Source organism: Kibdelosporangium philippinense, from assembly GCF_021390435.2.
Lineage (GTDB): Bacteria > Actinomycetota > Actinomycetes > Mycobacteriales > Pseudonocardiaceae > Kibdelosporangium > Kibdelosporangium philippinense.
On sequence record NZ_JAJVCN010000003.1, the window covers coordinates 46,637 to 69,972 of the forward strand.

Consider the following 23,336-nt stretch of genomic DNA (forward strand, 5'->3'; position numbering starts at 1 on the left):
CTACCCAGGGAACCGAGCTTAACTTGTGGACTGCGCCGAAGTTGACTCGCCGTGCCGACTGCACTTGGCCGTCCACCCGGTCGGGGTCACCTGAACGACCATCCGCCGCGCGCACTGCGGGCAGAACCGCGGCGGGTCGATCAGAGCCAGCCGTTTCTGGCAGTACGCGTGGTCGGCTTCGGTCTCCGGCTTACCGCACCAGCTGCAATACGTCACAACGTCTCGTTCAACGCTTTGATCGGCATCTTCAGGTCCGCGAGCATCTCGAGGTCCTGGCTGGCTGGGCGGCCGAGGTTGGTCAGGTAGTTGCCGACGATGATCGCGTTGATCCCGCCGAGCATGCCCTGCTCCGCACCAAGGTCACCCAGGGTGAGCTCACGGCCGCCTGCGAACCGCAGCATCGTGCGCGGCATGGCCAGCCGGAACGCGGCCACCGTGCGCAACGCTTCGGCGCCTTCGACGATCGGGTAGTTCTCGTAGGGCGTGCCGGGGTTGGGGATGAGGAAGTTCATCGGCACCTCGTCCGGCTGCAGCTCGGCGAGCTGGACCGCGAACTCGGCGCGCTGCTCGATCGACTCACCCATTCCGATGATGCCGCCGGAGCACACCTCCATGCCCGCCTCACGGACCATCCGCAGCGTCTCCCAGCGCTCCTCCCACGCGTGCGTGGTGACCACGTTCGGGAAGTGCGAGCGCGCGGTTTCGAGGTTGTGGTTGTAGCGGTGGCAGCCCATGTCGACGAGCTCGTCCACCTGCTCCTGCGTCAGCATGCCCAGTGAGCAGGCGATCTGGATGTCGTTGCCGTCGTCCCTGATCGCCTTGATGCCGTCCCGCACCTGGCTGAGCAAACGCTTGTCCGGGCCACGGACCGCGGCCACGACGCAGAACTCGGTCGCGCCGGCATCCCTGGTCTGCCGAGCGGCCTTGACCAGGCCGGGGATGTCCAGCCAGGCCGAGCGCACCGGTGTGGGGAAGCGGCCGGACTGCGAACAGAAGTGGCAGTCCTCCGGGCAGCCGCCGGTCTTCAGGCTGACGATGCCCTCGACCTCGACCTCAGGGCCGCACCAGCGCATCCGGACCTCGTGGGCGAGGCCGAGCAGCTCCTCGAGCCGGTCGTCGTCGAGCGTGAGCACCTGGACAAGCTGCTCCTGGGACAGCCCGACCCCGCGCTGGAGCACCTGCTCACGCGCGATCTTCAAGATGTCGGTCTTCTCAGCTGCGGCCGTCAATGGTCCTCCCTCAAGCCCGGGGCTGGTTCCGGTCGCTCAGTCTGCCTTAGAACAAGCCCTGCGGTGAGGGACGTATCTCACGCAGATGGTCACGAGGATTTGTAGGTCATCGCGAACTGCTCGGGGTCGAACTCGCCGCCGAACCACGGCGACAGCCCGCCGCGCGCGATTTCCAGGAAACGCTGGCGATCCAGCGCGCCCGCGCCTTCCGGCAGGGCTCCGAGCAGCGGCGCGCCCGCGGCGACCGGGAGATCTTCGAGGTTGCACCGGGCGGCGAGATCGGGTTCGGCTGGCCAACTGCCGACCACCACACCCAGCGATTCGATGCCTCGGCGCAGCAGTGCCTCGGCGGTCAGCGCGGTCGCGTTGAGGGTGCCGAGGCCGGCCTGTGCCACGACGATCACTGGCACGCCCATGGCCCACGCGGCGTCCGCGATCGTCGAGCCGTTGCTGTCGAACCGGACCAGCAGGCCGCCCGCGCCTTCGACGATGACGACGTCGTGGTCCTCGTCCAGCATGGAGGTCTCTTGGGCGATGTCGGCTGGCCCGATCGTAGCCATGCCGCTGCGTCTCGCCGCGGTCTCCGGAGCGAGCGGGTCGATGTATCGGGCCAGCTCACGAGTGGTCACGTCGCCAGCGAGCCTGCGGACGGTGTCCACGTCGCCGGTGCCGTCCTCATTGAGTCCGGCCTGTGCGGCCTTGAGCACCGCGACTCGCCTGCCGTCGGCTTGGGCCAGCGCGGCGATCGCTGCGGTGACGATCGTCTTGCCCACACCGGTCCCGGTACCGGTGACCACGATCACGCTCACGTCGAACCAGACTACGAGCCGTACTCACGGTACGACACGCCGGGGGTTATGAAAGCGCTTACTCAGCGGGGTGGAGTCACTGATTCCCTGACCATCAACTCGGCGGGCATCCAGAGCTTCGTCGGGCCCGTGACGACCTCCACGCCGCTCGCGATCCGTCCCGCACGCCTCGCTCCCTGGTCCAAAGGGAGCCGCACGGTCGTGAGCGCTGGGACGACGTCCACCGCGGCAGGCAGGTCGTCGAAACCCGCGACCGAGATGTCGTCAGGCACTCGGATTCCACGCTGCCGCAACGCAGCGATGACACCGAGCGCCATCAGGTCGTTGCCCGCGATGATCGCCGTGTACCCGGCGTCGGCCAGTTCCATCCCCGCGTCGAACCCCGACGCACGGGAGAAATCGCCGTGCAGGACCACGGATTTCTCGATGGTCTGCTCTTCCAGGGCCTTGAGATGGCCGTTCAGCCGTGCGGTCGTCGTGCTGTTGCCAGGTGGACCCGCCACGTACGCGATCCGCTTGTGTCCCATCGTGATCACGTGCCTGGTCAGCGCGCGCGAACCGCCTTCGTTGTCGAACGCCACGCACGGCACGTCGACATCCGGCGGTGCGGGGCGTCCACACATCACGACCGTCGTGCCCGCAGAGAGCGCTTGGCCAATGAGTTTCGTAATCGCCGTCAGGTGCTCGGGCTCCTCACGGCTACCGCCGGTCAGCACGACGCCTCGGACGCGTTGACGCAACAGCATGCTGATGTACTTCAGCTCGTCCGATGGCGAGCCCGCGGTGTTGCAGATGACAGCGAGCAGGTCCGCGCTCGCGGCCTCCCACTGTGTCCCGCTTGCCTGGATTGAGAAGAACGGGTCGGACACGTCGTTGACGATCACGCCGATCACTTCCGACGTTGCCGCGGCCAGTGCTCGTGCCGGTCCATTGACGACGTAGTCAAGCTCACCAAGCGCCCGGTGGACGCGCTCACGCGTCACGGCGGAGACCGGGTAATTGCCGTTGAGCACTCGCGACACCGTCGCGGTGGACACTCCCGCGCGTGCCGCGACGTCCGCCAATGTCGCCGCCATCCGGTTACCTCCCAGCACAGCCTATTGACACCCGGTCCGGTGCCTGCCTAGCTTACGCTGATAGTAAGCGCTTTCTACGGAGGTGGACGTGACGCGTGTGCCTCCATGCGGGTGGCTCGCCGGTCTCGGTCCGCGAACGGTCGTTGTGCAGGGCAGCGCCTGGTCGCGGCCGAGGCCGGTTTCCGTGAGCCTTTTCAGAAGGGGAAGGGGAGACGATGGCGGATCGTAGGCCGGTCGGCATCGCGATGAACGGCATCACCGGGCGGATGGGCCTGCGGCAGCACCTGCTGCGGTCGATTCTGGCCATCAGGGAGCAAGGCGGGATCCCGGTCGGCGACGGCAGCGTGATCTGGCCGGAGCCGGTGCTGATCGGCCGCAGCGAGCACAAGGTCAAAGCGATCGCCGATGAGCACGACCTGCCGTGGACGACGAACCTGACCGAGGCGCTCGCGGATCCGGGCGTGCAGGTGTACTTCGACTCGCTGGTGACCGGCGAGCGACAGAAGACGCTGCGCCAGGCGATCGAGGCAGGCAAGCACATCTACTGCGAGAAACCGACGGCATCGGACCTCAACACAGCTCTGGAGCTCGCGCGTTTGGCGCGGTCCGCTGGCGTGAAGAACGGTGTCGTGCAGGACAAGATCTTCCTTCCCGGCCTGCTGAAGCTCAAGCGCCTGGTGGACGGCGGATTCTTCGGCCGGATCCTGTCGGTGCGCGGCGAGTTCGGCTACTGGGTCTTCGAAGGCGACTGGCAGCCGATCAACCGGCCGTCGTGGAACTACCGCGCGGAAGACGACGGCGGAATCATCCTGGACATGTTCTGCCACTGGCAGTACGTGCTCAACCACATCTTCGGCAAACCGCGGACCGTGCAAGCCCTTGCCGCCACCCACATCCCGACCCGCTGGGACGAGCAAGGCGCGGCGTACAAGGCGACCGCGGACGACGCGGCCTACGGGATTTTCGAACTCGAAGGCGGAATCGTCGCGCAGATCAACTCCTCGTGGACAACGCGAGTGTTCCGCGACGAGCTCGTCGAGTTCCAAGTGGACGGTACGGAAGGCAGCGCGGTCGCGGGATTGCGGCGATGCCGCGTGCAGCACCGCTCGCAGACGCCGATGCCCGTATGGAACCCGGACCTCCCGCCGACCGAGGACTTCCGTTCGCAGTGGCAGGAAGTCCCGGACAACGCGGTGTTCGACAACGGCTTCAAGACCCAGTGGGAACTGTTCCTCAAGCACGTCGTGCTGGACACGCCTTGGCACTGGGACCTACTGGCCGGTGCGCGTGGCGTGCAGCTGGCGGAGCTCGGTCTGCGGTCCGCGCGTGAAGGCCGTCGGCTGTCGATCCCGGAGTTGGACCTGTGATCATCGAACTGCCTTCCGGGCCGTACACGGTCGTTTCGTCTGGCGGGTATGACCCTGGCCCGGCTCCGGTCAGCCGTCGGCTGTTCGCAGCGGCGCACGTGGTCGCGGATCCGTTGGGTGACAACACACCTGGCAGTCCCGCTGCTGTCGACTGGGACGCGACCCTGGCCTATCGGAACCATTTGTGGTCGCACGGTTTCGGTGTCGCCGAAGCTATGGACACCGCGCAGCGTGGGATGGGCTTGGATTGGACCGCTACCCAGGAGTTGATTCGCCGCACTGGAGCCAATGCGGCTGGGCCGTTGGCTTGCGGCGCCGGGACAGACCAATTGGCGCCGGGTCCGCATTCGGTTTCCGAGGTGATCGATGCGTACCTTGAGCAGATCGCCGTGATCGAGGAGACCGGCGGCCAGGTGATCCTGATGGCCAGTCGTGCGTTGGCCGCCGCCGCTTCCGGACCCGATGACTACCACCGGGTGTACGGACAGTTGCTGTCCCAGACGTCCAAGCCGGTGATCCTGCACTGGCTTGGGCCGATGTTCGATCCTTTGCTGGAAGGTTATTGGGGTTCGCCGGATCTGGACGTGGCAACGGATGTGTTCCTGGAGATCATCAAGGCCAATGCGTCCGCTGTGGACGGCGTGAAGATCTCGCTTCTGGACGCGTCCCGCGAAGTGGCGATGCGTCTGCGACTGCCTGCCGGTGTGCGGTGCTACACGGGCGATGACTTCCATTACCCAGAGCTGATCCTGGGTGATGAGTCAGGGCACAGCGACGCGCTACTGGGAATTTTCGACGCCATCGCCCCGGCCGCGGCAGCGGCTGTCCGGGCTTTGGACACCGGGGATGTGTCGGCCTACTCGTCGATCTTCGCGCCGACCGTGCCGCTGTCCCGGCACATTTTTGGAGCGCCGACGTACTACTACAAGACCGGGATCGTGTTCCTGGCTTGGCTTGCCGGGCACCAGTCGCACTTCAAGATGGTCGGCGGGCTGGAGAGCGCCCGGTCCGTGCCGCACCTGGTGACGTTGTTCAAACTGGCCGACGCCGCCGGTTTGCTGCCCGACCCGGCGCTGGCCGTGCACAGGATGCGTGCGTTCTTGGAGGTTTCCACGTGAGCTCGCGGTTGAGCCTCAACCAGGCCACCACCACCCAATGGGACATGCCTACTTTTGTCGACGGTTGTGCCCGTGCGGGGATTACCCAGGTTGGCTTGTGGCGCGGTCCCGTGGCGGAGTACGGACTTGAACGGTCGGCGAAGCTTGTCCGTGACGCTGGCCTGACCGTGACTTCGCTGTGCCGTGGCGGTTTCTTCGCTTCCGATGACGCGATCGCCGACAACCGCCGCGCTATCGACGAGGCCGCCGCCTTGGGCACGTCGATCCTGATCCTGGTGTCCGGTGGGCTTGCTGCGGGCAGCTCGGATATCGATGGGGCTCGGCAGAACGTGATCGACTCGATCGCCGAGCTTGCTCCTTATGCCGCGGAGCAGGGTGTTCAGCTTTCCATCGAGCCACTGCACCCGATGTTCGCTTCGGACCGCTGCGTCGTGTCTACTTTGGATCAGGCATTGGACATGGCATTCCTGTTCCCAGCCAACCAGGTTGGCGTCTGTGTGGACACGTATCACATCTGGTGGGACCCGGGGGTGTACCAGGCGATCGCCCGTGCGGCCGGGCGAATCTCGATTTTCCAGGTCTGCGACTGGATCACGCCGTTGCCGGAAGGCGTGCTGCTCGGCCGCGGCATGATGGGCGACGGATGCATCGAACTGCGGCGGTTGCGGCAAGCCGTGGACGCCACGGGTTATGCGGGCCCGATCGAAGTAGAGATCTTCAACCAGTCGATCTGGGACAGCCCAGGGGACGAGGTAGTGGACCGAGTGGTTGCCACCTACGCCGAACACGTCATCTAGAGCACACAGCCCAGTACCTGAGCATCACCTCGCAGCCCACAGAGCCCTGTACCCAGCATCACCTCGCACCCAGCATCACCTCGCACCCAACACCACCTCGCACCCAACACCACCTCGTGCCCCACTCCACTTCGTGCCCTGCAACCGCCGCGCACTCCGCACCTCACACCCGCACCACCCCACCTCGCGCCCTGCACTCTGAATATAGAGCACAACATGCTGTGCCCTACATGCTGTGCTTTGCGTTCAAAGTTCAGCATTCTGAATTCAGAGTGCAAGGTGCGCGGGTAGGCGCTGTGCAGGTTGTGCTTTACATGCTGTGCTCTGTATTCAGAATTTAGAGTTCAAAGTTCAGAGTTCATGCCACGGCGGGAGCAAGATCCCTCTGCGGCATGGGCCGTCCAGCCAGGACACTGCGGAAATCTGTCCGTGTGCGCAAGACGAACTGGCTGGCCGGTGCAGCCGCTGCCTGGGCCGCGATGTCCGCAGTGTTCGGGTTTCGCGCCGAACTGGCCGATGGTCGCCATAGGCCTCGTCGGAACGATCGCAGCACTCTTCTGTACCCGCGAAAAGCCGCATGTCACAGCATGGCTAGGAGCATCCGCGGTAGCCGCGATCGCGCTTGCGGGCGGAGTGTTCACGATGATCACGGTCGTAGCCTTCGTACTGACCGGAAAGGTCGACAGCTGGTCACAAGCGATCGCCCAGACGGTCTCGCTCATCGGAGCGGCGATGTTCGCTGCCACAGCAGTCACGGCAAGGCGTCGCGCAAACGGACGGTGCCCGCGTTGCGGGAGAACGCACGACTCCCCCGCACCTCCAACGAAGCCAGTAACGAAAGCACTGCGTTGGACAGCGGCTGCGGGAGCAATCGCATTCGTGCCCTACGTCCTCATGAAGGTGCTATGGGCAATCGGTCTGCCCATCAACGGTATGGAAGGCCCCGACCTGACGAACAGCAACGGATTGTACGGATTCCTAGCAAGACATGGAATCGATGGCACGTCGCTCGCAGCGTTAGCAGGCATAGCCCTGCTGTGGGCGCTAATAAGCAAATGGGGCGAAGCGTTGCCGCGTTGGACGCTGCTAACGCCCGCATGGTTGGCAGCGTTGCTCGGACCGTACGGCGTGCTCGCGCTGGGTTGGGTCGTACTCGCTCTCGCGGGCGTCGTGGACACCGACATCCCAGTGTGGGTGGCCGCCGTCGGCGCGCTCGGGTTTGGTGGGTTCGGGATAGCAGCCGCCGTGACGGCACTGTCGTACCAGCGTCGGACCAAGCCGCGCTGTCAGCACTAGCCTGCCGCGACCGCCGCGCACAGCGCCTTGGTGATCTGTGCGAGGTCCTCGTCTGAGGTGATGTACGGCGGCATCGTGTAGATCAAGTCACGGAACGGCCGGAGCCAGACACCGGCATCCACTGTGGCCTTGGTGGCCTCGGTGACGTCGACCTGGTGATCGAGCTGCACCACCCCGATTGCGCCAAGAACCCGCACATCGAGCACGCCAGGCAAGTCGAGTGCGGGTTCAAGACCGGTGATCAGCCCGTGCTCGATCCGTCTGACCTCACCGGCCCAGTCGCTCTCCAACAGCAGGTCGATTGAGGCGTTCGCGACAGCCGCGGAAAGCGGGTTGCCCATGAAAGTCGGCCCGTGGGCCAGCACCGGCAGCTCGCCCTGGGAAATCCCGTTAGCCACCTCGGACGTGCACAGCGTCGCGGCCATCGACATGTAGCCGCCGGTCAGCGCTTTACCCAGGCACATGACGTCCGGACTCACCGCAGCATGGTCGGCGGCGAACAACGTCCCCGTCCGGCCGAACCCTGTGGCGATCTCGTCGAAAATCAGCAGCACATCGTTGGTCAGTGTCAGTTCACGCAGTACGTGCAGATACCGCGGATCGTGGAACCGCATGCCGCCCGCGCCCTGAACCAAGGGTTCGATGATCACGGCGGCCAGTTCGTCGGCGTTCTGCTCGATCATGTCGGCGAGGGTCGCGACGTACTCGTGGTCGACGCCCGCGTCGAACCCCGCTGGCGGGGTCGGCGCGAAAAGCTGCTCTGGCAAGACACCGCGCCACAGCGAGTGCATTCCGCCGTCCGGATCGCAGACGCTCATCGGGTGGAACGTGTCGCCGTGATAGCCGCCGCGCCATGTCATCAAGCGGCGTTTCTCCGGGCGCCCGGTTGAGCGCCAGTACTGCAGGCACATCTTCACGGCGACTTCGACCGAGACCGAACCTGAGTCGCAGAGGAACACGTGCCGCAGGGGCGTCGGCGTGATTTGGACCAAGCGCGACGCGAGTTGTACGGCGGGCTCGTGTGTCAGGCCGCCGAACATTACGTGGCTCATGCGGCCTGCTTGGTCGGCCATGGCTTTGTCGAGCCGTGGGTTGCGGTACCCATGGATCGCCGCCCACCAGGACGACATGCCGTCCACCAGGTCACGCCCGTCGGCTAGGTGCAGTCGTACCCCCGACGCGGATTCGACGACGTACGGATCCCTCGTGCCCGGCATCGGCCCATACGGATGCCAGACGTGCGCGCGGTCCAACGCGATCAACTCGGCGACGTCCACGGATCGACATTAGTGCCAATTGGTCGCATTTAGGGCCGAATTTCGACACATCGGCGGTATCCAGCCCGGCCATCAGCTGGATGGTCGGCAGGCTAACGTCGTATTCCATGACTGACTGGACCGTTCTGCACCCGTTCATCGACGGCGGGGACCCGGACAACGTCGCACGTCAGGTCCGTCAGTTGGACGCGGGCGTCCGTAAGAAACTGGCTGAATCGCTCCGCGCTTATGAAAAAGAACAACGAACCGGCGCATTCGTCAGCAAGCGGTTCTGGGCGCCCAGAATGTGTGCGATGACCGTCGCGGGCGCGGCATTGTTGCCATCCGCGTCCAGTGTCGCGGTATGGATCGCACGAAACGGCATGCGGGAGGACGAGACCGGCACCGACGTGATCGACTTGGTCATCGAGGTGTTGCTGGACCGCCGGGTGACGTGGCTGCCGGACCTGGTTGACCGCCTCGCCCTCCGGCTGCCGTCGGACCGCCTCGACCCGGACATGCAGCAGTTGGTCACAGGCCTGGCCGCGCACACCGGCATCGCGCCGCTGGCCACCGACGGCCTCGTCTATGCCTGGATCGCCACCGGCCACGCCGACACGAGCCGTTCGTCACTGGCCCGTCGACTGTTCGAAGTGGACGGCCTGGGCCCGTTGCTCGAAGCAGGCGACTGGCCGCGCAAACTCGCCGACGACCAGTCCCTCGACCGGGCAATGCTGCTCGAAGGCTGCCTCTACCGCCTGCGCCGGGGCGGCAAAGCGGCAGACCTCAACGGCTTCCTCTTGCTGCACAAGGCACTCGCGCCCACCCGCGAGGAAGTCGCCAAGCTCGCCGAGGACTACGAGGCGCTGCTTGCAGGCGCACACGCCCCGACCGCAGCCATGGCCCGCCACGAACTGCTGCTCGCCTCGCAGAACGCTTAGGCCAGGCAGCCCGGCCCGAGCAGCGCCTTCAAGTCGCCCATCAGCGCCGGGTTCGGCGTCACGCGCAGCGCGTCGTCGAGCCGCAGCAAAGTCTTGCGCTGCCCGTTGATCAGGCGCAGATGCACCTCGGTCGTGCCGGGATGCGTCGACAACGCGTCCTTCAACTGGGCGACCACGGTCGGCGTGCACTTCGACGCGGGCATGCTGACCCGGAACGGCTGGCTGCCTGCCAGCGATTCGAGGTCGGGCACCACGAGGTCGTTGGCGATCAGCGAGATCCGGTCGTCACGTTTCGCCACCCTGGCCTTCACCAGGACGATCGCGTCCTCGACCACGCTCATCCCGACCACCGAGTACGTCTTCGGGAAGAACAGCGCTTCGATCCCACCGGCGAGGTCTTCGAGCTGGGCGGAGGCCCACGGCTCACCGTTCTTGTTCACCCGCCGGGTCACTGAGGCGAGGATGCCGCCGATGACCACTTGGGCGCCGTCGGCGATGCCGCCTTCGAGGATCGCCGCGATCGGGGTGTCGGACTGGGCGGACAGGATGTGCTCGACGCCGTCCAACGGATGCCCGGAGACGTACAGACCCAGCATTTCCCGCTCAAGCGCGAGCTGGTGCTTGGTCTCCCACGCGTCGTCGGGGACCTTCACGTCGAACACACCACCGGCGTCGTCACCGCCGGAGTCGCCGCCGCCGAACAGGTCGAACTGGCCGACCGCCTCGGCGCGCTTGGTGTCCATGACCGCGTCGATCGCGTCGGTGTGCACGAGGAACAGGCCCTTGCGCGGGTGCTTGAGCGAGTCGAACGCGCCTGCCTTGATCAGCGATTCGACGACCTTCTTGTTGCACGCCTGCGCGTCGACCTTGCGCAGGAAGTCGGAGAAGTCGACGAACGCGCCCTTCTCGTTTCGCGCTCGGATGATCGAGTCGACCACGTTCGCGCCGACGTTGCGGATCGCGCCGAGGCCGAAGCGGATGTCGTCGCCGACCGGCGCGAAGTCGCGGTCCGACTCGTTGACGTCCGGCGGCAGGACCGTGATGCCCATCTTGCGGCACTCGGCCAGGTAGATCGCGGCCTTGTCCTTGTCGTCACGCACCGACGTGAGCAGGCCGGCCATGTACTCAGCTGGGTAGTTCGCCTTGAGGTACGCCGTCCAGTACGACACCAGGCCGTACGCGGCGGAGTGCGCTTTGTTGAACGCGTAGTCCGCGAACGGGACCAGGATCTCCCAGAGGGTCTTGACCGCGTCCTTCGGGTAGCCGTTGTCCAGCATGCCCTTCTCGAACCCGGCGAACTCCTTGTCCAGGATCTCCTTCTTCTTCTTACCCATCGCGCGGCGCAGCAGATCTGCTTGGCCGAGCGTGTACCCGGCCAGCTTCTGCGCGATCGCCATAACCTGCTCCTGATACACGATCAGGCCGTAGGTCGTGCCGAGGATGTCCTCGAGCGGTTCGGCAAGCGCCGGGTGGATCGGCGTGATCTCCTGCTGCTTGTTCTTACGCAGCGCGTAGTTCGTGTGCGACTTCGCACCCATCGGGCCCGGCCGGTAGAGCGCGCCGACCGCGGAGATGTCTTCGAAGTTGTCGGGGCGCATCAGGCGCAGCAGGTCACGCATGGGCCCGCCATCGAGCTGGAACACGCCCAACGTGTCGCCACGCGACAGCAGCTCGTATGTCGCCTTGTCGTCCAGCGCCACGGTCTGCAGGTCGACCGGCTGTTTGCCGTTGCGCTCCATGTTGCGCAGGCAGTCGTCGATCACCGTCAGGTTGCGCAGGCCGAGGAAGTCCATCTTCAGCAGGCCAAGCGACTCACACGTGGGGTAGTCGAACTGGGTGATGATCGACCCGTCCTGCGGGCGCTTCCACAGCGGGATCACGTCAAGCAGCGGCTCAGCTGAGAGAATCACGGCACAGGCGTGCACACCGGCGTTGCGGATCAGGCCCTCGAGGCCGCGGCCGGTGTCGATGATCTGCTTGACCTGCGGATCCTGGTCGTAGAGCGCGCGGATCTCGGTGGCTTCCTTGTACCGCTTGTGGTTCGGGTCGTGGATGCCCGACAGCGGGATGTCCTTGGCCATCACGGCTGGCGGGTACGCCTTGGCGATCCGGTCGGCCACCGCGTAGCCGGGCTGGCCGAACAGCACGCGGGCGGCGTCCTTGATCGCGGCCTTCGCCTTGATCGTGCCGAACGTGATCACCTGGGCGACCTTGTCCTCGCCCCACTTCTCGGTCACGTAGCGGATGACGTCACCGCGACGGCGCTCGTCGAAGTCGATATCGATATCAGGCGGGGAGACACGGTCCGGGTTGAGGAACCGCTCGAAGATCAGCCCGTGCGCGAGCGGGTCGAGGTCCGTGATGCCCATGGCGTACGCGATCAGCGCGCCTGCGGCCGAACCACGGCCGGGGCCAACGCGGATGCCGTTGGACTTCGCCCAGTTGATCAGGTCGGCGACCACGAGGAAGTACGCGGGGAAGCCCATCTGCAGGATGACGCCGATCTCGAACTCGACCTGCTGGCGGTGGACCTCGTCGACGCCGTCGGGGAAGCGGCGGTTCATGCCTTCCCAGACCTTCTGCTTGAAGTACTCGCCCTCGGTCATCCCCTCCGGGATGGGGAAGTTCGGCATCAGGTTGCGGAACTTGAACATCCCTTCCGTGCTGACCTTCTCGGCGATCAGCAGGGTGTTGCGGCAACCTTCCTGCCAGGCGTCGGACGAGTCGATCGCGCGCATCTCGTCCGGCGACTTCAGGTAGTAGCCGCTGCCGTCGAACTTGAACCTGGTCGGGTCCTGCATGGTCTTGCCGGTCTGCACGCACAGCAGCGCGTCGTGGGCGTCGCGCTCGTGCTCGTACGTGTAGTGCGAGTCGTTCGTGACCACGAACGGGATGCCGACCTTCTTGGCCAGGTCGAGCAGCTCGTTGCGGACCTTCAGCTCGATGTCGATGCCGTGGTTCATCAGCTCGACGTAGAAGTGCTCTTTGCCGTAGATGTCCTGCCACTCGCCCGCGGCCTTCACGGCCTCGTCGAACTGGCCGAGCCGCAACCGGGTCTGTACCTCACCCGAGGGGCACCCGGTGGTGGCCATCAGGCCCTCGGAGTTCTCGGCGAGCAGCTCTCGGTCCATCCGCGGCCACTTGCCCAGCTGGCCTTCCATCGAGGCGAGGCTGGCGGCGCGCATCAGGTTGCGCAGGCCGGTGTCGTTGCGTGCCCAGATCGTCTGGTGCGTGTACGCACCGCTACCGGAGACGTCGTCCGATTTCTGCGACGGGTCGCCCCAGCGAACGCGGTCCTTGACGTGCCGTGAGCCGGGCGCGACGTATGCCTCGATGCCGAGGATCGGCTTGATGCCCGCGCCGGTGGCCTGCTTGAAGAAGTCGTAGACACCGTTCATGTGACCGTGGTCGGTGATCGCGACGGAGGTCATGCCCAGTTTCTCGCACTGGGCGAACATGTCTTTCAGCTTCGCCGCTCCGTCGAGCATCGAGTACTCGGTGTGCACATGCAGGTGTGTGAAGGAGTCCGCGGCCACAACTCACCACCCTAAACGTCCACCGCCCAGTCCGTGGGCGCCACCCCGATTGAACATGACAGGTCTGACATTCTTGGGTGTCGTGCGCTTCCAACCTGTGTCCTTCGCCGCACTGACCGAGCACGTCGTGTCATGCATAACCGCTGTGCCCGGCCAGATCCGGGTCGTTGTGGACGGTGCGCCGGCGGCCAGACCGCACGAGCTGGCCGACGCCCTGATCGACCCGCTGCGGGTGCTGGGCAGGCAGGTGATCAGGGTGCGTGCCGATGACTTCCTTCGGCCCGCGTCACTGCGGTTCGAGCAGGGCAAGACCGACCAGGAAATTCGGTATTCGTCCTGGCTGGACGAAGGCGCGCTGCGGCGCGAGGTGCTCACCGGTGACAAGGTTCTGCCATCGCTGTGGAACGCCGAGACCGACCGGGCCACCCGAGCCGATTACGTCCCGCTACCGGCCAACGGCGTGGTCGTGGTGGACGGGGAATTGTTGCTGGGCCGGGGATTGCCGTTCGACCTCGCGGTCCATCTCTGGCTTTCCCCGGCCGCGCTCGCCCGCCGGACCCCGGCGGACGACGCGTGGAGTTTGCCCGTTTTCGCCCGTTACGACGCCGAAGTGGACCCGTTGACCACGGCCGACGTGGCCGTTCGCTACGACGACCCACAGCATCCGGCGATGCGGGTCGGCTAGCCGAGAATCGTGCCGTCCTCCTTGCTGTACAGCAAAAGGCGCCCTTCCTCCGGCGCCGCCGTGACCGTCGAGCCGATCGCCGGTTCGTGCTGCTCGCGGACCGTGAGGCCGACCAGGCTGCCGTCCGGGCACTCCAGTGTCACGAGTGAACTCACGCCGAGGTTCTCGATCGTGGACACGGTCCCGGTGATTCCCGGTCCTTCAGCACCGAGCGCCAGGTACTCCGGTCGGACACCGACCGTCACCTTTGTCTCGTCCGGCAGGTCCACAGGCGAGGGCAGGGTGGCCCCGGCCACCGCCAGTTCGCCGTTCTCGATGGTGCCGTCGAGCAGGTTCATCGGGGTCGAGCCGATGAAGTTGGCGACGAACGTGTCCGCTGGGCGGCCGAACACCTCGCGCGGGCTGCCCAACTGGCGGATCTTGCCGGACTCCATGACCGCGATCCGGTCGGCGAGGGCGAGCGCTTCGGCTTGGTCGTGCGTGACGAACACCGTCGTCACACCGATTTCCTTCTGCAGTCGCTTCAGGAATGTCCTTGCTTCAAGGCGTAGCCGTGCGTCCAAGTTGGACAGTGGCTCGTCCAGCAACAGTACTTCGGCGTCGATCGCGACGGCACGCGCCAGCGCCACACGCTGCTGCTGACCGCCCGACAGCTGGCCTGGCCTGCGCTCGAGCAAGCCGCCGAGGCTCAGGCTGTTGGCTGTCCGTTCGGCCACTTCTCGTTGCTGTGGCTTGGGTTGACGCCTGACCTTCAACGGGTAGGAGATGTTCTCCGACACCGTCATGTGCGGGAACAGGGCGTAGTCCTGGAAGACCATCGCGACCTGGCGCTTGCCAGGTTCGACCGAGGTGACGTCCCGTTCGCCGATCGTCACCGTGCCGTCGGTGGCCTGTTCGAGCCCGGCGATGGTGCGCAGCAACGTCGTCTTGCCACAGCCGGACGGCCCGAGCAGGGCGAAGAACTCTCCGTCGGCGATCTCCAGGTCGAGCTCGTCCACCGCACGTACCCCGTTCGGATACACAGTGGACAGTTCGTCGATCTTGATCCGGGCCATCAGCTCTTGATCCCCCCGTGGAAACGGAAGCCATAACGCTTGCTCACGAACAGGTACAGCACGACCACCGGGATCGAGTACAGCAACGAGAACACCGGGATCACGGTCAGGTTGGCACTGCCGCCCTCGTCGTAGAGGGTGCGCATCAGCACGGCGGCAGGCTGGCTGTCGACGTCCCGCAACAGCAGGAACGGCAGTAGGAAGTTGCCCCAGGCCTGGACGAACGACCACACCACGATGGTCGCGATGCCTGGGCGGGCGATCGGCAGCACGACGTGCCGCAGGATCTGCCACGGGGACGCGCCGAACACTCGCGCCGACTCCTCGTAGGACCGCGGCACCGCGTCGACGAAGTCCTTGAGGATGAAGATCGCGGCTGGTAGCATGCCGCCCGCGATCACCAGTGCAGTGCCGTACTGCGAGTTGATCAGGCCGAGCTGGTACATCATCACGAAGATCGGCACCATCGCGGCCGTCCCGGTGACCACACTGGACAGCAGCAGCAGGACGTACAGCAGGATGTCCCGGCCGGGAATTCGCACGCGGGACAGGGCGTAGGCGGAGACCGCGGCGAGAGCGGTCGTGACGATCATCGCCAAACCACACAGCACCAACGAGTTCAGCAATGAGCCCAGTGCGTACGGATGCTCGAACGTCGCCGTGACGTTGTCGAACGTCCAGTCCGGCCAGCGCAGCCCGAGACCTGGCCTGCTGTCGAACGGCGCACTGGCCAGCCACAGCATCGGGACGGCGAAGAACGCGAGGATCACCGCGAAGAAGACCGTGTACGCGATCCGGCGCAATACCAGGGAAGTCATCCGCGCCTCCGCAGCAACCTGAGGTACACCAACGCGATCACCAAGTTCACCAGCAACAGCAGGAACGAGATCGCCGACGCGTAGCCGAGCGCGCCCGAGCCAAGCGCTTGCTGGTAAATGAACACCGGCAACGTCTCCGACCGGTGGTCAGGGCCGCCCGCGGTCAGCAGGAACGGCGTGAAGTCGTTGGCCGTCCACAAGGTGATCAGCAAGGTGTTGGTCAGCACATGCCCACGGATGTGCGGGAACACGACGTCCCTGAGCGTGCTCAGCTTGCCCGCGCCGACCATCCGCGCGGTCTCCAACTGGGACGGTGGCACGACATCCAGCGCCGAGCTGTACAGCAGCATCGAGAATGCCGTGCCACGCCAGACGTTGAACACGATCAGACTGATCATCGGATACTCGACGAGCCAAGCAGTGCCCGGCGTGCTCAGCAACGCGTTGAGCGTGCCGCCATCCCTGTCCAGCACGGCGACCCACAGGTACGCGACCACCGTGCTCGGCAAGATCCACGCCAGCAACACCATGCCCTCGACCAGGCGCCGCAGCCAACGCCGCGCGCTGCGCAGCATCCATGCCAGCGCGAACCCGAGGATGTTCTGGCCGATCAAGGCTGACCCGAACACGAAGACCAAGGTCAGCCACAGCGAGTTGCCGAACAGCGGGTCGCTCAGCGCGTCGGTGATGTTGTCGACGCCAACGATGTCAGGACGGACCGACGTCGGCCCGGTCAACGTGTAGTTGGTCAGTCCGATGTAGATGCTCCACAGCGCGGGGAAGACCAGGAAAACCCCGATCAGCACCAGCGCGGGTGCCACGAACAGCAGCGCGCGACCACGGCCGAGACCGGCCGAGTCGGTCGCGAGCGCTGAGTTCTTGGTCCTTTTCTTCGCGGTTACCGGCGCAGTCGCGACGTCAGCCGGTGGCAACGTTGCCCTCGCCGACCGCCTTCACCACGGCTTGCTGGTACGTCGCCGCGGCCTCGTCCACGCTCTTGCCCGCGACCACATCGGCCGTCGCCTGCTGCAACGCCGAGGAGACCTGCGTGTACTGAGCAAGGCCGGGACGGTAGCGGGTGATCGGCAGGACCTCTTTGGACACGTACGTGAGCATCGGGTCGCCCTTGAGCACGTCATCGTTGACATCGCTGCGCACAGTGATCTGCGGCGTCGCGGACACACGTGCCTTGGTGGCGTCGAACGAGTTCATGAACTGCAGCAGTTCCCATGCCTGCTGCGGGAACTTGGAGTTCGGGTTGACGATCCGGATCCCGCCGCCGGACATGCTGACGAAGTCCTGGCCGCCGACACCGGAACCGGCCCGCTCAGCCGGGATCTTGGCCCAGCCGACGGCAGTGTCCCGGTCGGCCATCTTGGCAACGCCGTTGGCGGGGTTGACCACCGCGCGCCAGAAGTAGTCGCTCTCCAGCAGGATGCCGATCTTGTTGTCGGCGAACTGTGCGAAGGACTTGTCGCGCCCCTTGGCCTCCTGCTGCAGCAACGGGTCACCGAGGCCGCCGGAATAGATCTTCTGGTACAGCCCGAGGACGTCCTTGACGTTCTGCGTTGCGCCCTGCCACTTGCCGCTGTCGTAGACGGGTTTGCCAGTACCGACGAGCAAAGGCAGCACGCCCTGCATCGTCGTCGCCTCGGTCATGGCGGTGCCCGCGTTCAGCTGGATCGGCACGACACCAGGGATGGTCTTGAGCTTCTGCCCGGCTGCCAGCACGTCGTCCCAGCTGCGCGGCTGCCAGTCGGCAGGCAACCCGGCCCGTGTGAAGAGCTTCTTGTTGAAGTACAGCACGCGACCGTCGGTGCCGACCGGGACGCCGTACCGCTTTCCTTCGAAGTCACCGAGCGCGGTGACGGCCGACGGGATCTTCGACCAGCCCTCCCACGCGTCCACTTTGTCCTGCCCGACCAGGTCGGCGAGCGGTTTGGCCTGCCCGGCCTGCGCGAACTCACCCAGCCAGATCCCGTCGATCTCCTGGACATCGGCGCCGCCGCCGGTCTTCAGATCGAGCGCGACCTTGGTCTTGTAGTCCTTGTCGTCCGCGCCGTTGCCGTCGAACCGGACCGTGGCGGTGACGCCCTTGGCCTTCTGCGCCTCGACAAACTTGGGGATCACGTAGTCGACGGTCCACTTGGCTATGTTGGCGTTCTTGCCGCCTTCAAGGGCGTTCGAGGAGATCGTCAGGGTGATCTCCTTGGCGTCCGCGTTCTGCCCGGTGTTCGTGTCGGCAGGCTTGCCAACACACCCTGCGGCCAGCAACGGCACGGCCACAAGCAGGGACATCAAGGGCCATCGTCGCATCGTCGCGCCTCCCAAGTGGAACCTTCACCAAAACCCACTGGCGGTTGGGTGCGCGTATCTTCACCTCAGAAGGTGATCAATGACAAGAGAGCCTCGCGCCCGTTCGGGCGAGAGGGATACGGCGGTGCACGCGCTGGTCACCACGACGGGGTAGCGTTTCCAGCCGTGGTGACCCCCGATCCCGTGGACATGCGACTGCTCAGCCTGATCGCCGAGATGGGCCGGGCCGCCGTGCACGAAGTCGCCGCCCGGCTGGGAATGGACCCACGAGAGGTGGCCTCCCGGCTAGTCGCACTGTCGGCCAATGGCCTCCCGCTGGTCGTAGGCGTCGAATGCGACCCAAACGGGATACGGGCCGCGCTGGCGGCCATGACACCACCCAGCTACCCGGTCCAGGGCACACCATCCGGTGCATATCCGGCAGCGGCCTACCCGCCGAACGTCGTCCAATCCGGCGGATACCCGCCACCAACGGGCTACCCTGTGGCTCCCTCCGGGGGCGCGCCAACGGGAGCTCCGCCGGTCCACCCGTACCCGCAGCCAGCAGGAACGCCCTCAGGTCCGTACCCACCCCCGGTCCCTGCGACCCCGTCCGGCCCGTACCCGGTCCACGGCACGCCATCAGGCCGCTACGCGGGCCCCGCACAGCCACCAAGCCAGCCGATCCCGGCCCAGCCACCACCGCCACCACCAGCAGACCCGGTGATGAGCACATGGGGGCCACCCCAGACGTCCGCATGGGCCCGAGGCGACCAACCAGCCGGGCACGCGGCCGTCCAGGTGCAACCCGCACCCCCACCCGCCCGCCCAGCAACGGCACGTACCGGCAAGGTCGGCGGCACACTGGAGACCGAAGGGCTCGAAGGCGAGCGCCTGGCAATCCAACTCGTAGAGGTGGTCGACCCAGCCGACTTCCTGTTCACCGCGGCCGGTTACCGCCTGCAGGAAGGTGAACGCTCGGTGGTCGTCCACACGGAGATGGTGAACAGGGGCGCGGTGAACTTCAACTCACTGCCAGACCTGTACCTGGTCCTGGTCACCAAGGACGGTCAAGCGGTCCCCAAGGCCCCGGTCTCACTCTCGTCCCGCCCGCCACACCGGATCGGCGTAGCTCCCGGCGAAACCGCCGGTGGCCACGCGGTGTACGTGCTGCCCGAGAACATCGAGGTCACAGCCGTTCGGTGGACAGCACGGCCCGACGACACGTCCAAAGCTCTGACCTGGACCGTCGAGCCATAGCTGGCCCACGCTGCTGCCAAGGCCCTGCCGGAACCGTTGAGCCATAACCCGGCCACGCAGTCCTGCCAACGCCTCTGCCAGCACGCCATCGAGCCCGACCGACCGGACGCAGTCCGCTGCGAAAGCCCGCCAGAACCATTGAGCCGCGACCAGCACACACTCCGGCCAATGGCTTGCCTCGACCGGTCGACCCGCACCAACCCGACGCCATGATCGAGGCGCTCGCCTCGATCATGGAGCCTTCCCTGCCATCAGGACTCGGCGCGTAGCCCTTCAAGGGCCACCGCGAGGTCCTCGGGGTACTCGCTGGTGAACTCCACCCATCGGCCGTCGGCCGGGTGGTCGAACCCGAGTGTCCGTGCGTGCAGCCACTGCCGGGTGACGCCCAACCGCTTCGCCAGCACGGGGTCCGCACCGTAGGTCAGGTCCCCGACGCATGGGTGCCTCAGTGCCGAGAAGTGCACCCGGATCTGATGTGTCCGGCCGGTCTCCAGCTTGACCTCGACCAGTGACGCCGCCCGGAACGCTTCCAGCACCGTGTAGTGCGTGACGCTCGGCTTCCCTGACGCGACAACGGCGAACTTGTAGTCGTGCTTGGGATGCCGGTCGATCGGCGCGTCGATCGTGCCCGTGCTCGGATCCGGCAGTCCTTGGACGACTGCGTGATAGATCTTCTCCACAGTGCGTTCCTTGAACGCCCGCTTGAGCACGGTGTAGGCATATTCACTTTTGGCGACGACCATGACGCCGGTGGTGCCGACGTCCAGCCGGTGCACAACGCCCTGCCGTTCAGCGGCGCCCGATGTGGACACCCGCACGCCAGCCGCGGCGAGGCCGCCGATGACGGTCGGCCCAGTCCAGCCGGGACTGGGGTGTGCGGCGACGCCGACTGGCTTGTCGACAACGACGATGTCGTCGTCCTCGAAGATGATCCGCAGGCCCTCAACGGGAACAGGGATCATCTCCACTGGACGTTCCGGCGCGGGGAGCGTCACTTCAAGCCACGTGCCCGCGACCAATCGGTCGGACTTACCGGCAGGCCGCCCGTCGATGACAACGTCGCCCGACTCAGCGATGGCCGCGACAGCAGTCCGGGACAACCCGAGCAATTTGGACAGTCCGGCATCTACCCGCATGCCGTCAAGGCCATCGGGAACGGGCAGGGTTCGCAGGTCACTCACTTGGCGCGGTCTCCGTCTTCTTCTTGTCGCGCGAACGACGGCCGTCGTACTCGTGCCCGAGCAGCGACAGCACCACGATCAGGATGCCGCCCACCACGATGCTGGAGTCCGCGACGTTGAACACTGGCCAGTACTCCCCATTCGGGCCGAACAGGGAGACGAAGTCCACGACGTGTCCCCGCAGCGGTCCAGGTGCCCGGAAGAACCGGTCGACCAAGTTGCCAATGGCACCGGCCAGGACCAGCCCGAGCCCAACGGCCCACCCGCCGGACCGCAGCTTGGGCAGCACCCAGATGATCGCGACAACCACTCCGATGGCAACAAGCGCGAGCACCCAGGTCATCCCGGTCGCGACGGAGAACGCGGCACCCGGATTGCGAACGATCTGCAGGTAGACCAGGCCGCCAAGGGCCCGGACCGGTTCCCTGCCCTCCAGCTGGGCCAGTGCCACGACCTTGGTCACCAGGTCGGCCGCGAAGAACACGACGGCCGTGCTCAGCAGGATCGCCGCCTTCCGCGGTGGCCTTGGCTCCTCCGGATTGCTCTCGGTACTCACCTGGTCATTGTCCACGCATCACCCGACACCCCGCTCACCCCCGGCCGGAGCGGGGCCCGCACCGGTCGGAAAGGTCACGCACCCGGGTAGGTGCCGAAGGTCCAGATGTTGCCCTCGGGATCGGCCACGGCCACGTTCCGCGAGCCATAGTCGGTGTCCTCGGGCTCAGTGACCACCTTGCCGCCCGCCGCGACGACCCGCTTGTGGACGGCGGCCACGTCCTGGGTGACCACGTAGATCCACTGGGTGCCGGGAACGGGCTGCGGGTAGTCCGCGTGGGTACCGCCGGAGCCGTACATGATCCCGCCGCCTTCAGGCCATTTCACCTCCGCATGCACGATTCGGGTGTTGTCGTTGTCGTCGCGAACGGTCAGCGTCTCGGCGAAGCCGAGCACCTCGGTCATGAAGACCCGAGCAGCATCAGCGTCGTTGTACCTGAGACATGTCCACACGCCTGGGTTGTTGTCGCCTGCGTTGTTGTGGTCGGTCATGCCAGCGACTGTGCCGGGTCCTCGTCACCTAGGTCTTGGAGAAACGGGAGCTCCTCCCGAACCCACGTCGCTGGAGTGCACCCAGCGAACACCCGCCACTCGTTGGTCATGTGCGCCTGGTCGTAGTAGCCCGCCGCGACGGCGGCTTCGGCCAGCGACTGGCCACCGCGGATGAGCGCCGCGCTGTGCTCGAACCGGATCAGCCGCGACACCTGTTTAGGTCCAAGTCCCACCTCTCGCGCGAATCGTGACGTGAAATGCCGTCTGCTCCACCCGACCTCGTCAGCCAGGTCGTTGACCGACCGCACCCCACGCCCGGTCATCATCTGCCGCCAAGCCCACTGCACTTCGGCCACCAGGTTGACCGGACACAGCGTCCCGGACAGTTCGGCGTCGAGAAGCGTGAACCGCGCCGCCCACGTCGGTTGCGCCGCCAGCCGATCCGGCAACGAGCCAGCCCACTTCACCGGCAGATCAGCCAGGTCAATGACGTCCGAAGTCAGCTCGGTCGCCGGAATCCCGAGCAAGGCCCGAAGACCGACCGGGTTCAGCTCGAGGTGCAGCCCTTGCTGGAACCGGTCCTGCTGGATCAACGTTGGCTCCAGATGCAGCCCACCGACCGCGGCTTGGGTCTGACCGCCGCCACCGGGCCCACCGACCATCTTGATCGGCTCAGCCAAGCTGATGATCAGCGTCACCGCGCCGGACGGCAGCCCACGGTGAACCGACAAGCTGACGTCATGCTGCGTATACCCGATGTACCGCCGGACAAGGTGACGCAGCGCGGGGTGCGGAGCCCGCGTCACGAAGTCCACGTCCGACTCAGTCATCGAGGCCAGCGTAAGCCAGGTCAGTCGCCAAGTAAGTCCGAAGCGACCGAGACCAAACCGGTCTCATAGGCGACGATCACGAGCTGCGCCCGGTCACGAGCCTTGAACTTGCCGAGCAAGTGGCTGACGTGAGTCTTTACGGTGCCCTGGCTGACATACAGCCGTTGTGCGATCTCAGCATTGGAATGTCCTTTCGCGATCAGGGTCAACACATCTGTCTCCCGCTCGGTGATCATCGTGAGCTCCTCGGCGGCTCTGCGCTGCACCGGCCGCCTGGTGAACTCCGTGATCAACCGCCTGGTCACCTTGGGCGCGATCAACGCATCCCCTGCCGCAACAGTCCGGACCGCCGCAAGCAAGTCACCAGGCCGCGCATCCTTGAGCAGAAACCCGCTGGCCCCTGCCCGAAGCGCGCCGTACACATACGCGTCGAGGTCGAACATGGTCAGGATCAAGACCCGAGTCTCCGGTCGCGCAGCACAGATCAAGCGTGTGGCCTCGATCCCGTCCATCTCCGGCATCCGGACATCCATCAGCACGAGATCCGGCTGCTGTTGATCAACGATATCGACCGCCTGCCGCCCGGTCCCGGCCTCACCGACGACGGTGAAATCCGGGTCGGAATCGATCAGCGCCCGAAAGCTCCCACGCAGCAAGGCCTGATCATCGGCAATGACAACCCGAACCATGTCCGCCTTCACCAGCCGAACTCATAACAGCCACAGCCATCCTGTCCTCAT

Annotated in this window: 23 protein-coding genes; 7 read left to right on the forward strand and 16 right to left on the reverse strand. The window is 65.8% G+C overall.

Annotated elements, in window-relative coordinates:
• Nucleotides 1-18: 18 nt before the first annotated feature.
• The 4 genes from bsaP to LWC34_RS32085 form a co-directional block, all read right to left on the reverse strand.
• Complete coding sequence (gene bsaP, locus LWC34_RS32070) at nt 19-216, reverse strand: biotin synthase auxiliary protein BsaP (RefSeq protein WP_233729035.1); 198 nt, start codon at nt 214-216, stop codon at nt 19-21.
• A complete protein-coding gene (bioB, locus tag LWC34_RS32075; RefSeq protein WP_233729036.1) occupies nt 213-1,229 on the reverse strand; it encodes a biotin synthase BioB in 1,017 nt (338 codons plus the stop codon). Before bioB ends, bsaP begins: the two co-directional genes overlap by 4 nt.
• An 89-nt stretch (nt 1,230-1,318) precedes the next feature.
• A complete protein-coding gene (gene bioD, locus LWC34_RS32080; RefSeq protein WP_233729037.1) occupies nt 1,319-2,038 on the reverse strand; it encodes a dethiobiotin synthase in 720 nt (239 codons plus the stop codon).
• Nucleotides 2,039-2,100: 62 nt separating this feature from the next.
• On the reverse strand, nt 2,101-3,114 hold the full coding sequence (locus tag LWC34_RS32085) for a LacI family DNA-binding transcriptional regulator (RefSeq protein WP_233729038.1): 1,014 nt from the start codon (nt 3,112-3,114) through the stop codon (nt 2,101-2,103).
• Between the two features lie 215 nt (nt 3,115-3,329).
• Here LWC34_RS32085 and LWC34_RS32090 point away from each other — a divergent pair, with 215 nt between their 5' ends.
• From LWC34_RS32090 to LWC34_RS32100, 3 genes are read left to right on the forward strand one after another with little or no spacing between them, the layout of a single operon-like run.
• Entirely contained in the window at nt 3,330-4,481 is a 1,152-nt protein-coding gene (locus LWC34_RS32090; RefSeq protein WP_233729039.1) for a Gfo/Idh/MocA family protein, read from the forward strand.
• Nucleotides 4,478-5,599, forward strand: coding sequence for a dihydrodipicolinate synthase family protein (locus LWC34_RS32095; protein ID WP_372496674.1), 1,122 nt, complete (start codon nt 4,478-4,480; stop codon nt 5,597-5,599). Before LWC34_RS32090 ends, LWC34_RS32095 begins: the two co-directional genes overlap by 4 nt.
• Nucleotides 5,596-6,396, forward strand: a complete 801-nt coding sequence (locus LWC34_RS32100) for a sugar phosphate isomerase/epimerase family protein (RefSeq protein ID WP_233729040.1) — start codon at nt 5,596-5,598, stop codon at nt 6,394-6,396. The genes LWC34_RS32095 and LWC34_RS32100 overlap by 4 nt, the downstream gene beginning before the upstream one ends.
• Nucleotides 6,397-7,147: 751 nt before the next feature.
• On the opposite strand, the gene LWC34_RS57240 is transcribed toward LWC34_RS32100, so the two are convergent.
• Nucleotides 7,148-7,273 carry a hypothetical protein gene (locus LWC34_RS57240; RefSeq protein WP_284051781.1) on the reverse strand — a complete coding sequence of 42 codons (126 nt, stop codon included), beginning with the start codon at nt 7,271-7,273 and terminating at the stop codon, nt 7,148-7,150.
• A gap of 2 nt (nt 7,274-7,275) precedes the next feature.
• Between LWC34_RS57240 and LWC34_RS32105 the strand changes: the two genes are divergently transcribed.
• Entirely contained in the window at nt 7,276-7,692 is a 417-nt protein-coding gene (locus LWC34_RS32105; RefSeq protein WP_233729041.1) for a hypothetical protein, read from the forward strand.
• Here LWC34_RS32105 and LWC34_RS32110 read toward each other — a convergent pair.
• A complete protein-coding gene (locus tag LWC34_RS32110) occupies nt 7,689-8,969 on the reverse strand; it encodes an adenosylmethionine--8-amino-7-oxononanoate transaminase (RefSeq protein WP_233729042.1) in 1,281 nt (426 codons plus the stop codon). The two genes, LWC34_RS32105 and LWC34_RS32110, sit on opposite strands and share 4 nt — an antisense overlap.
• A gap of 107 nt (nt 8,970-9,076) precedes the next feature.
• On the opposite strand from LWC34_RS32110, the gene LWC34_RS32115 reads away from it, so the two are divergent.
• Nucleotides 9,077-9,889 carry a hypothetical protein gene (locus LWC34_RS32115; protein ID WP_233729043.1) on the forward strand — a complete coding sequence of 271 codons (813 nt, stop codon included), beginning with the start codon at nt 9,077-9,079 and terminating at the stop codon, nt 9,887-9,889.
• On the opposite strand, the gene dnaE is transcribed toward LWC34_RS32115, so the two are convergent.
• Nucleotides 9,886-13,425 carry a DNA polymerase III subunit alpha gene (dnaE, locus tag LWC34_RS32120; protein ID WP_233729044.1) on the reverse strand — a complete coding sequence of 1,180 codons (3,540 nt, stop codon included), beginning with the start codon at nt 13,423-13,425 and terminating at the stop codon, nt 9,886-9,888. The genes LWC34_RS32115 and dnaE overlap by 4 nt on opposite strands.
• A gap of 82 nt (nt 13,426-13,507) precedes the next feature.
• Here dnaE and LWC34_RS32125 point away from each other — a divergent pair, with 82 nt between their 5' ends.
• The gene (locus LWC34_RS32125) at nt 13,508-14,110 is read left to right on the forward strand and encodes a nucleoside/nucleotide kinase family protein (protein WP_233729045.1); all 603 of its coding nucleotides are present in this window, start codon (nt 13,508-13,510) and stop codon (nt 14,108-14,110) included.
• On the opposite strand, the gene LWC34_RS32130 is transcribed toward LWC34_RS32125, so the two are convergent.
• The 4 genes from LWC34_RS32130 to LWC34_RS32145 are packed head-to-tail and all read right to left on the reverse strand — an operon-like array spanning nt 14,107 to nt 18,299.
• Nucleotides 14,107-15,165, reverse strand: a complete 1,059-nt coding sequence (locus LWC34_RS32130; RefSeq protein ID WP_233729046.1) for an ABC transporter ATP-binding protein — start codon at nt 15,163-15,165, stop codon at nt 14,107-14,109. The two genes, LWC34_RS32125 and LWC34_RS32130, sit on opposite strands and share 4 nt — an antisense overlap.
• Complete coding sequence (locus LWC34_RS32135) at nt 15,165-15,983, reverse strand: carbohydrate ABC transporter permease (protein WP_233729047.1); 819 nt, start codon at nt 15,981-15,983, stop codon at nt 15,165-15,167. The genes LWC34_RS32130 and LWC34_RS32135 overlap by 1 nt, the downstream gene beginning before the upstream one ends.
• Entirely contained in the window at nt 15,980-16,915 is a 936-nt protein-coding gene (locus tag LWC34_RS32140) for a carbohydrate ABC transporter permease (RefSeq protein WP_233729048.1), read from the reverse strand. Before LWC34_RS32140 ends, LWC34_RS32135 begins: the two co-directional genes overlap by 4 nt.
• The gene (locus tag LWC34_RS32145) at nt 16,902-18,299 is read right to left on the reverse strand and encodes an extracellular solute-binding protein (protein WP_233729049.1); all 1,398 of its coding nucleotides are present in this window, start codon (nt 18,297-18,299) and stop codon (nt 16,902-16,904) included. The genes LWC34_RS32140 and LWC34_RS32145 overlap by 14 nt, the downstream gene beginning before the upstream one ends.
• 165 nt (nt 18,300-18,464) lie before the next feature.
• Here LWC34_RS32145 and LWC34_RS32150 point away from each other — a divergent pair, with 165 nt between their 5' ends.
• On the forward strand, nt 18,465-19,538 hold the full coding sequence (locus LWC34_RS32150) for an Lrp/AsnC family transcriptional regulator (RefSeq protein ID WP_233729050.1): 1,074 nt from the start codon (nt 18,465-18,467) through the stop codon (nt 19,536-19,538).
• A gap of 251 nt (nt 19,539-19,789) precedes the next feature.
• On the opposite strand, the gene LWC34_RS32155 is transcribed toward LWC34_RS32150, so the two are convergent.
• The 5 genes from LWC34_RS32155 to LWC34_RS32175 form a co-directional block, all read right to left on the reverse strand.
• Entirely contained in the window at nt 19,790-20,674 is an 885-nt protein-coding gene (locus LWC34_RS32155; RefSeq protein WP_233730908.1) for an RluA family pseudouridine synthase, read from the reverse strand.
• A 37-nt stretch (nt 20,675-20,711) separates the two neighbouring features.
• On the reverse strand, nt 20,712-21,275 hold the full coding sequence (gene lspA / locus LWC34_RS32160; RefSeq protein WP_233729051.1) for a signal peptidase II: 564 nt from the start codon (nt 21,273-21,275) through the stop codon (nt 20,712-20,714).
• Nucleotides 21,276-21,349: 74 nt separating this feature from the next.
• A complete protein-coding gene (locus LWC34_RS32165) occupies nt 21,350-21,766 on the reverse strand; it encodes a VOC family protein (RefSeq protein ID WP_233729052.1) in 417 nt (138 codons plus the stop codon).
• Complete coding sequence (locus LWC34_RS32170; protein ID WP_233729053.1) at nt 21,763-22,596, reverse strand: helix-turn-helix domain-containing protein; 834 nt, start codon at nt 22,594-22,596, stop codon at nt 21,763-21,765. Before LWC34_RS32170 ends, LWC34_RS32165 begins: the two co-directional genes overlap by 4 nt.
• Before the next feature lie 20 nt (nt 22,597-22,616).
• Nucleotides 22,617-23,285 (reverse strand): response regulator, encoded by a 669-nt coding sequence (locus LWC34_RS32175; RefSeq protein WP_233730909.1) that lies wholly within the window; start codon nt 23,283-23,285, stop codon nt 22,617-22,619.
• Nucleotides 23,286-23,336: the final 51 nt, after the last annotated feature.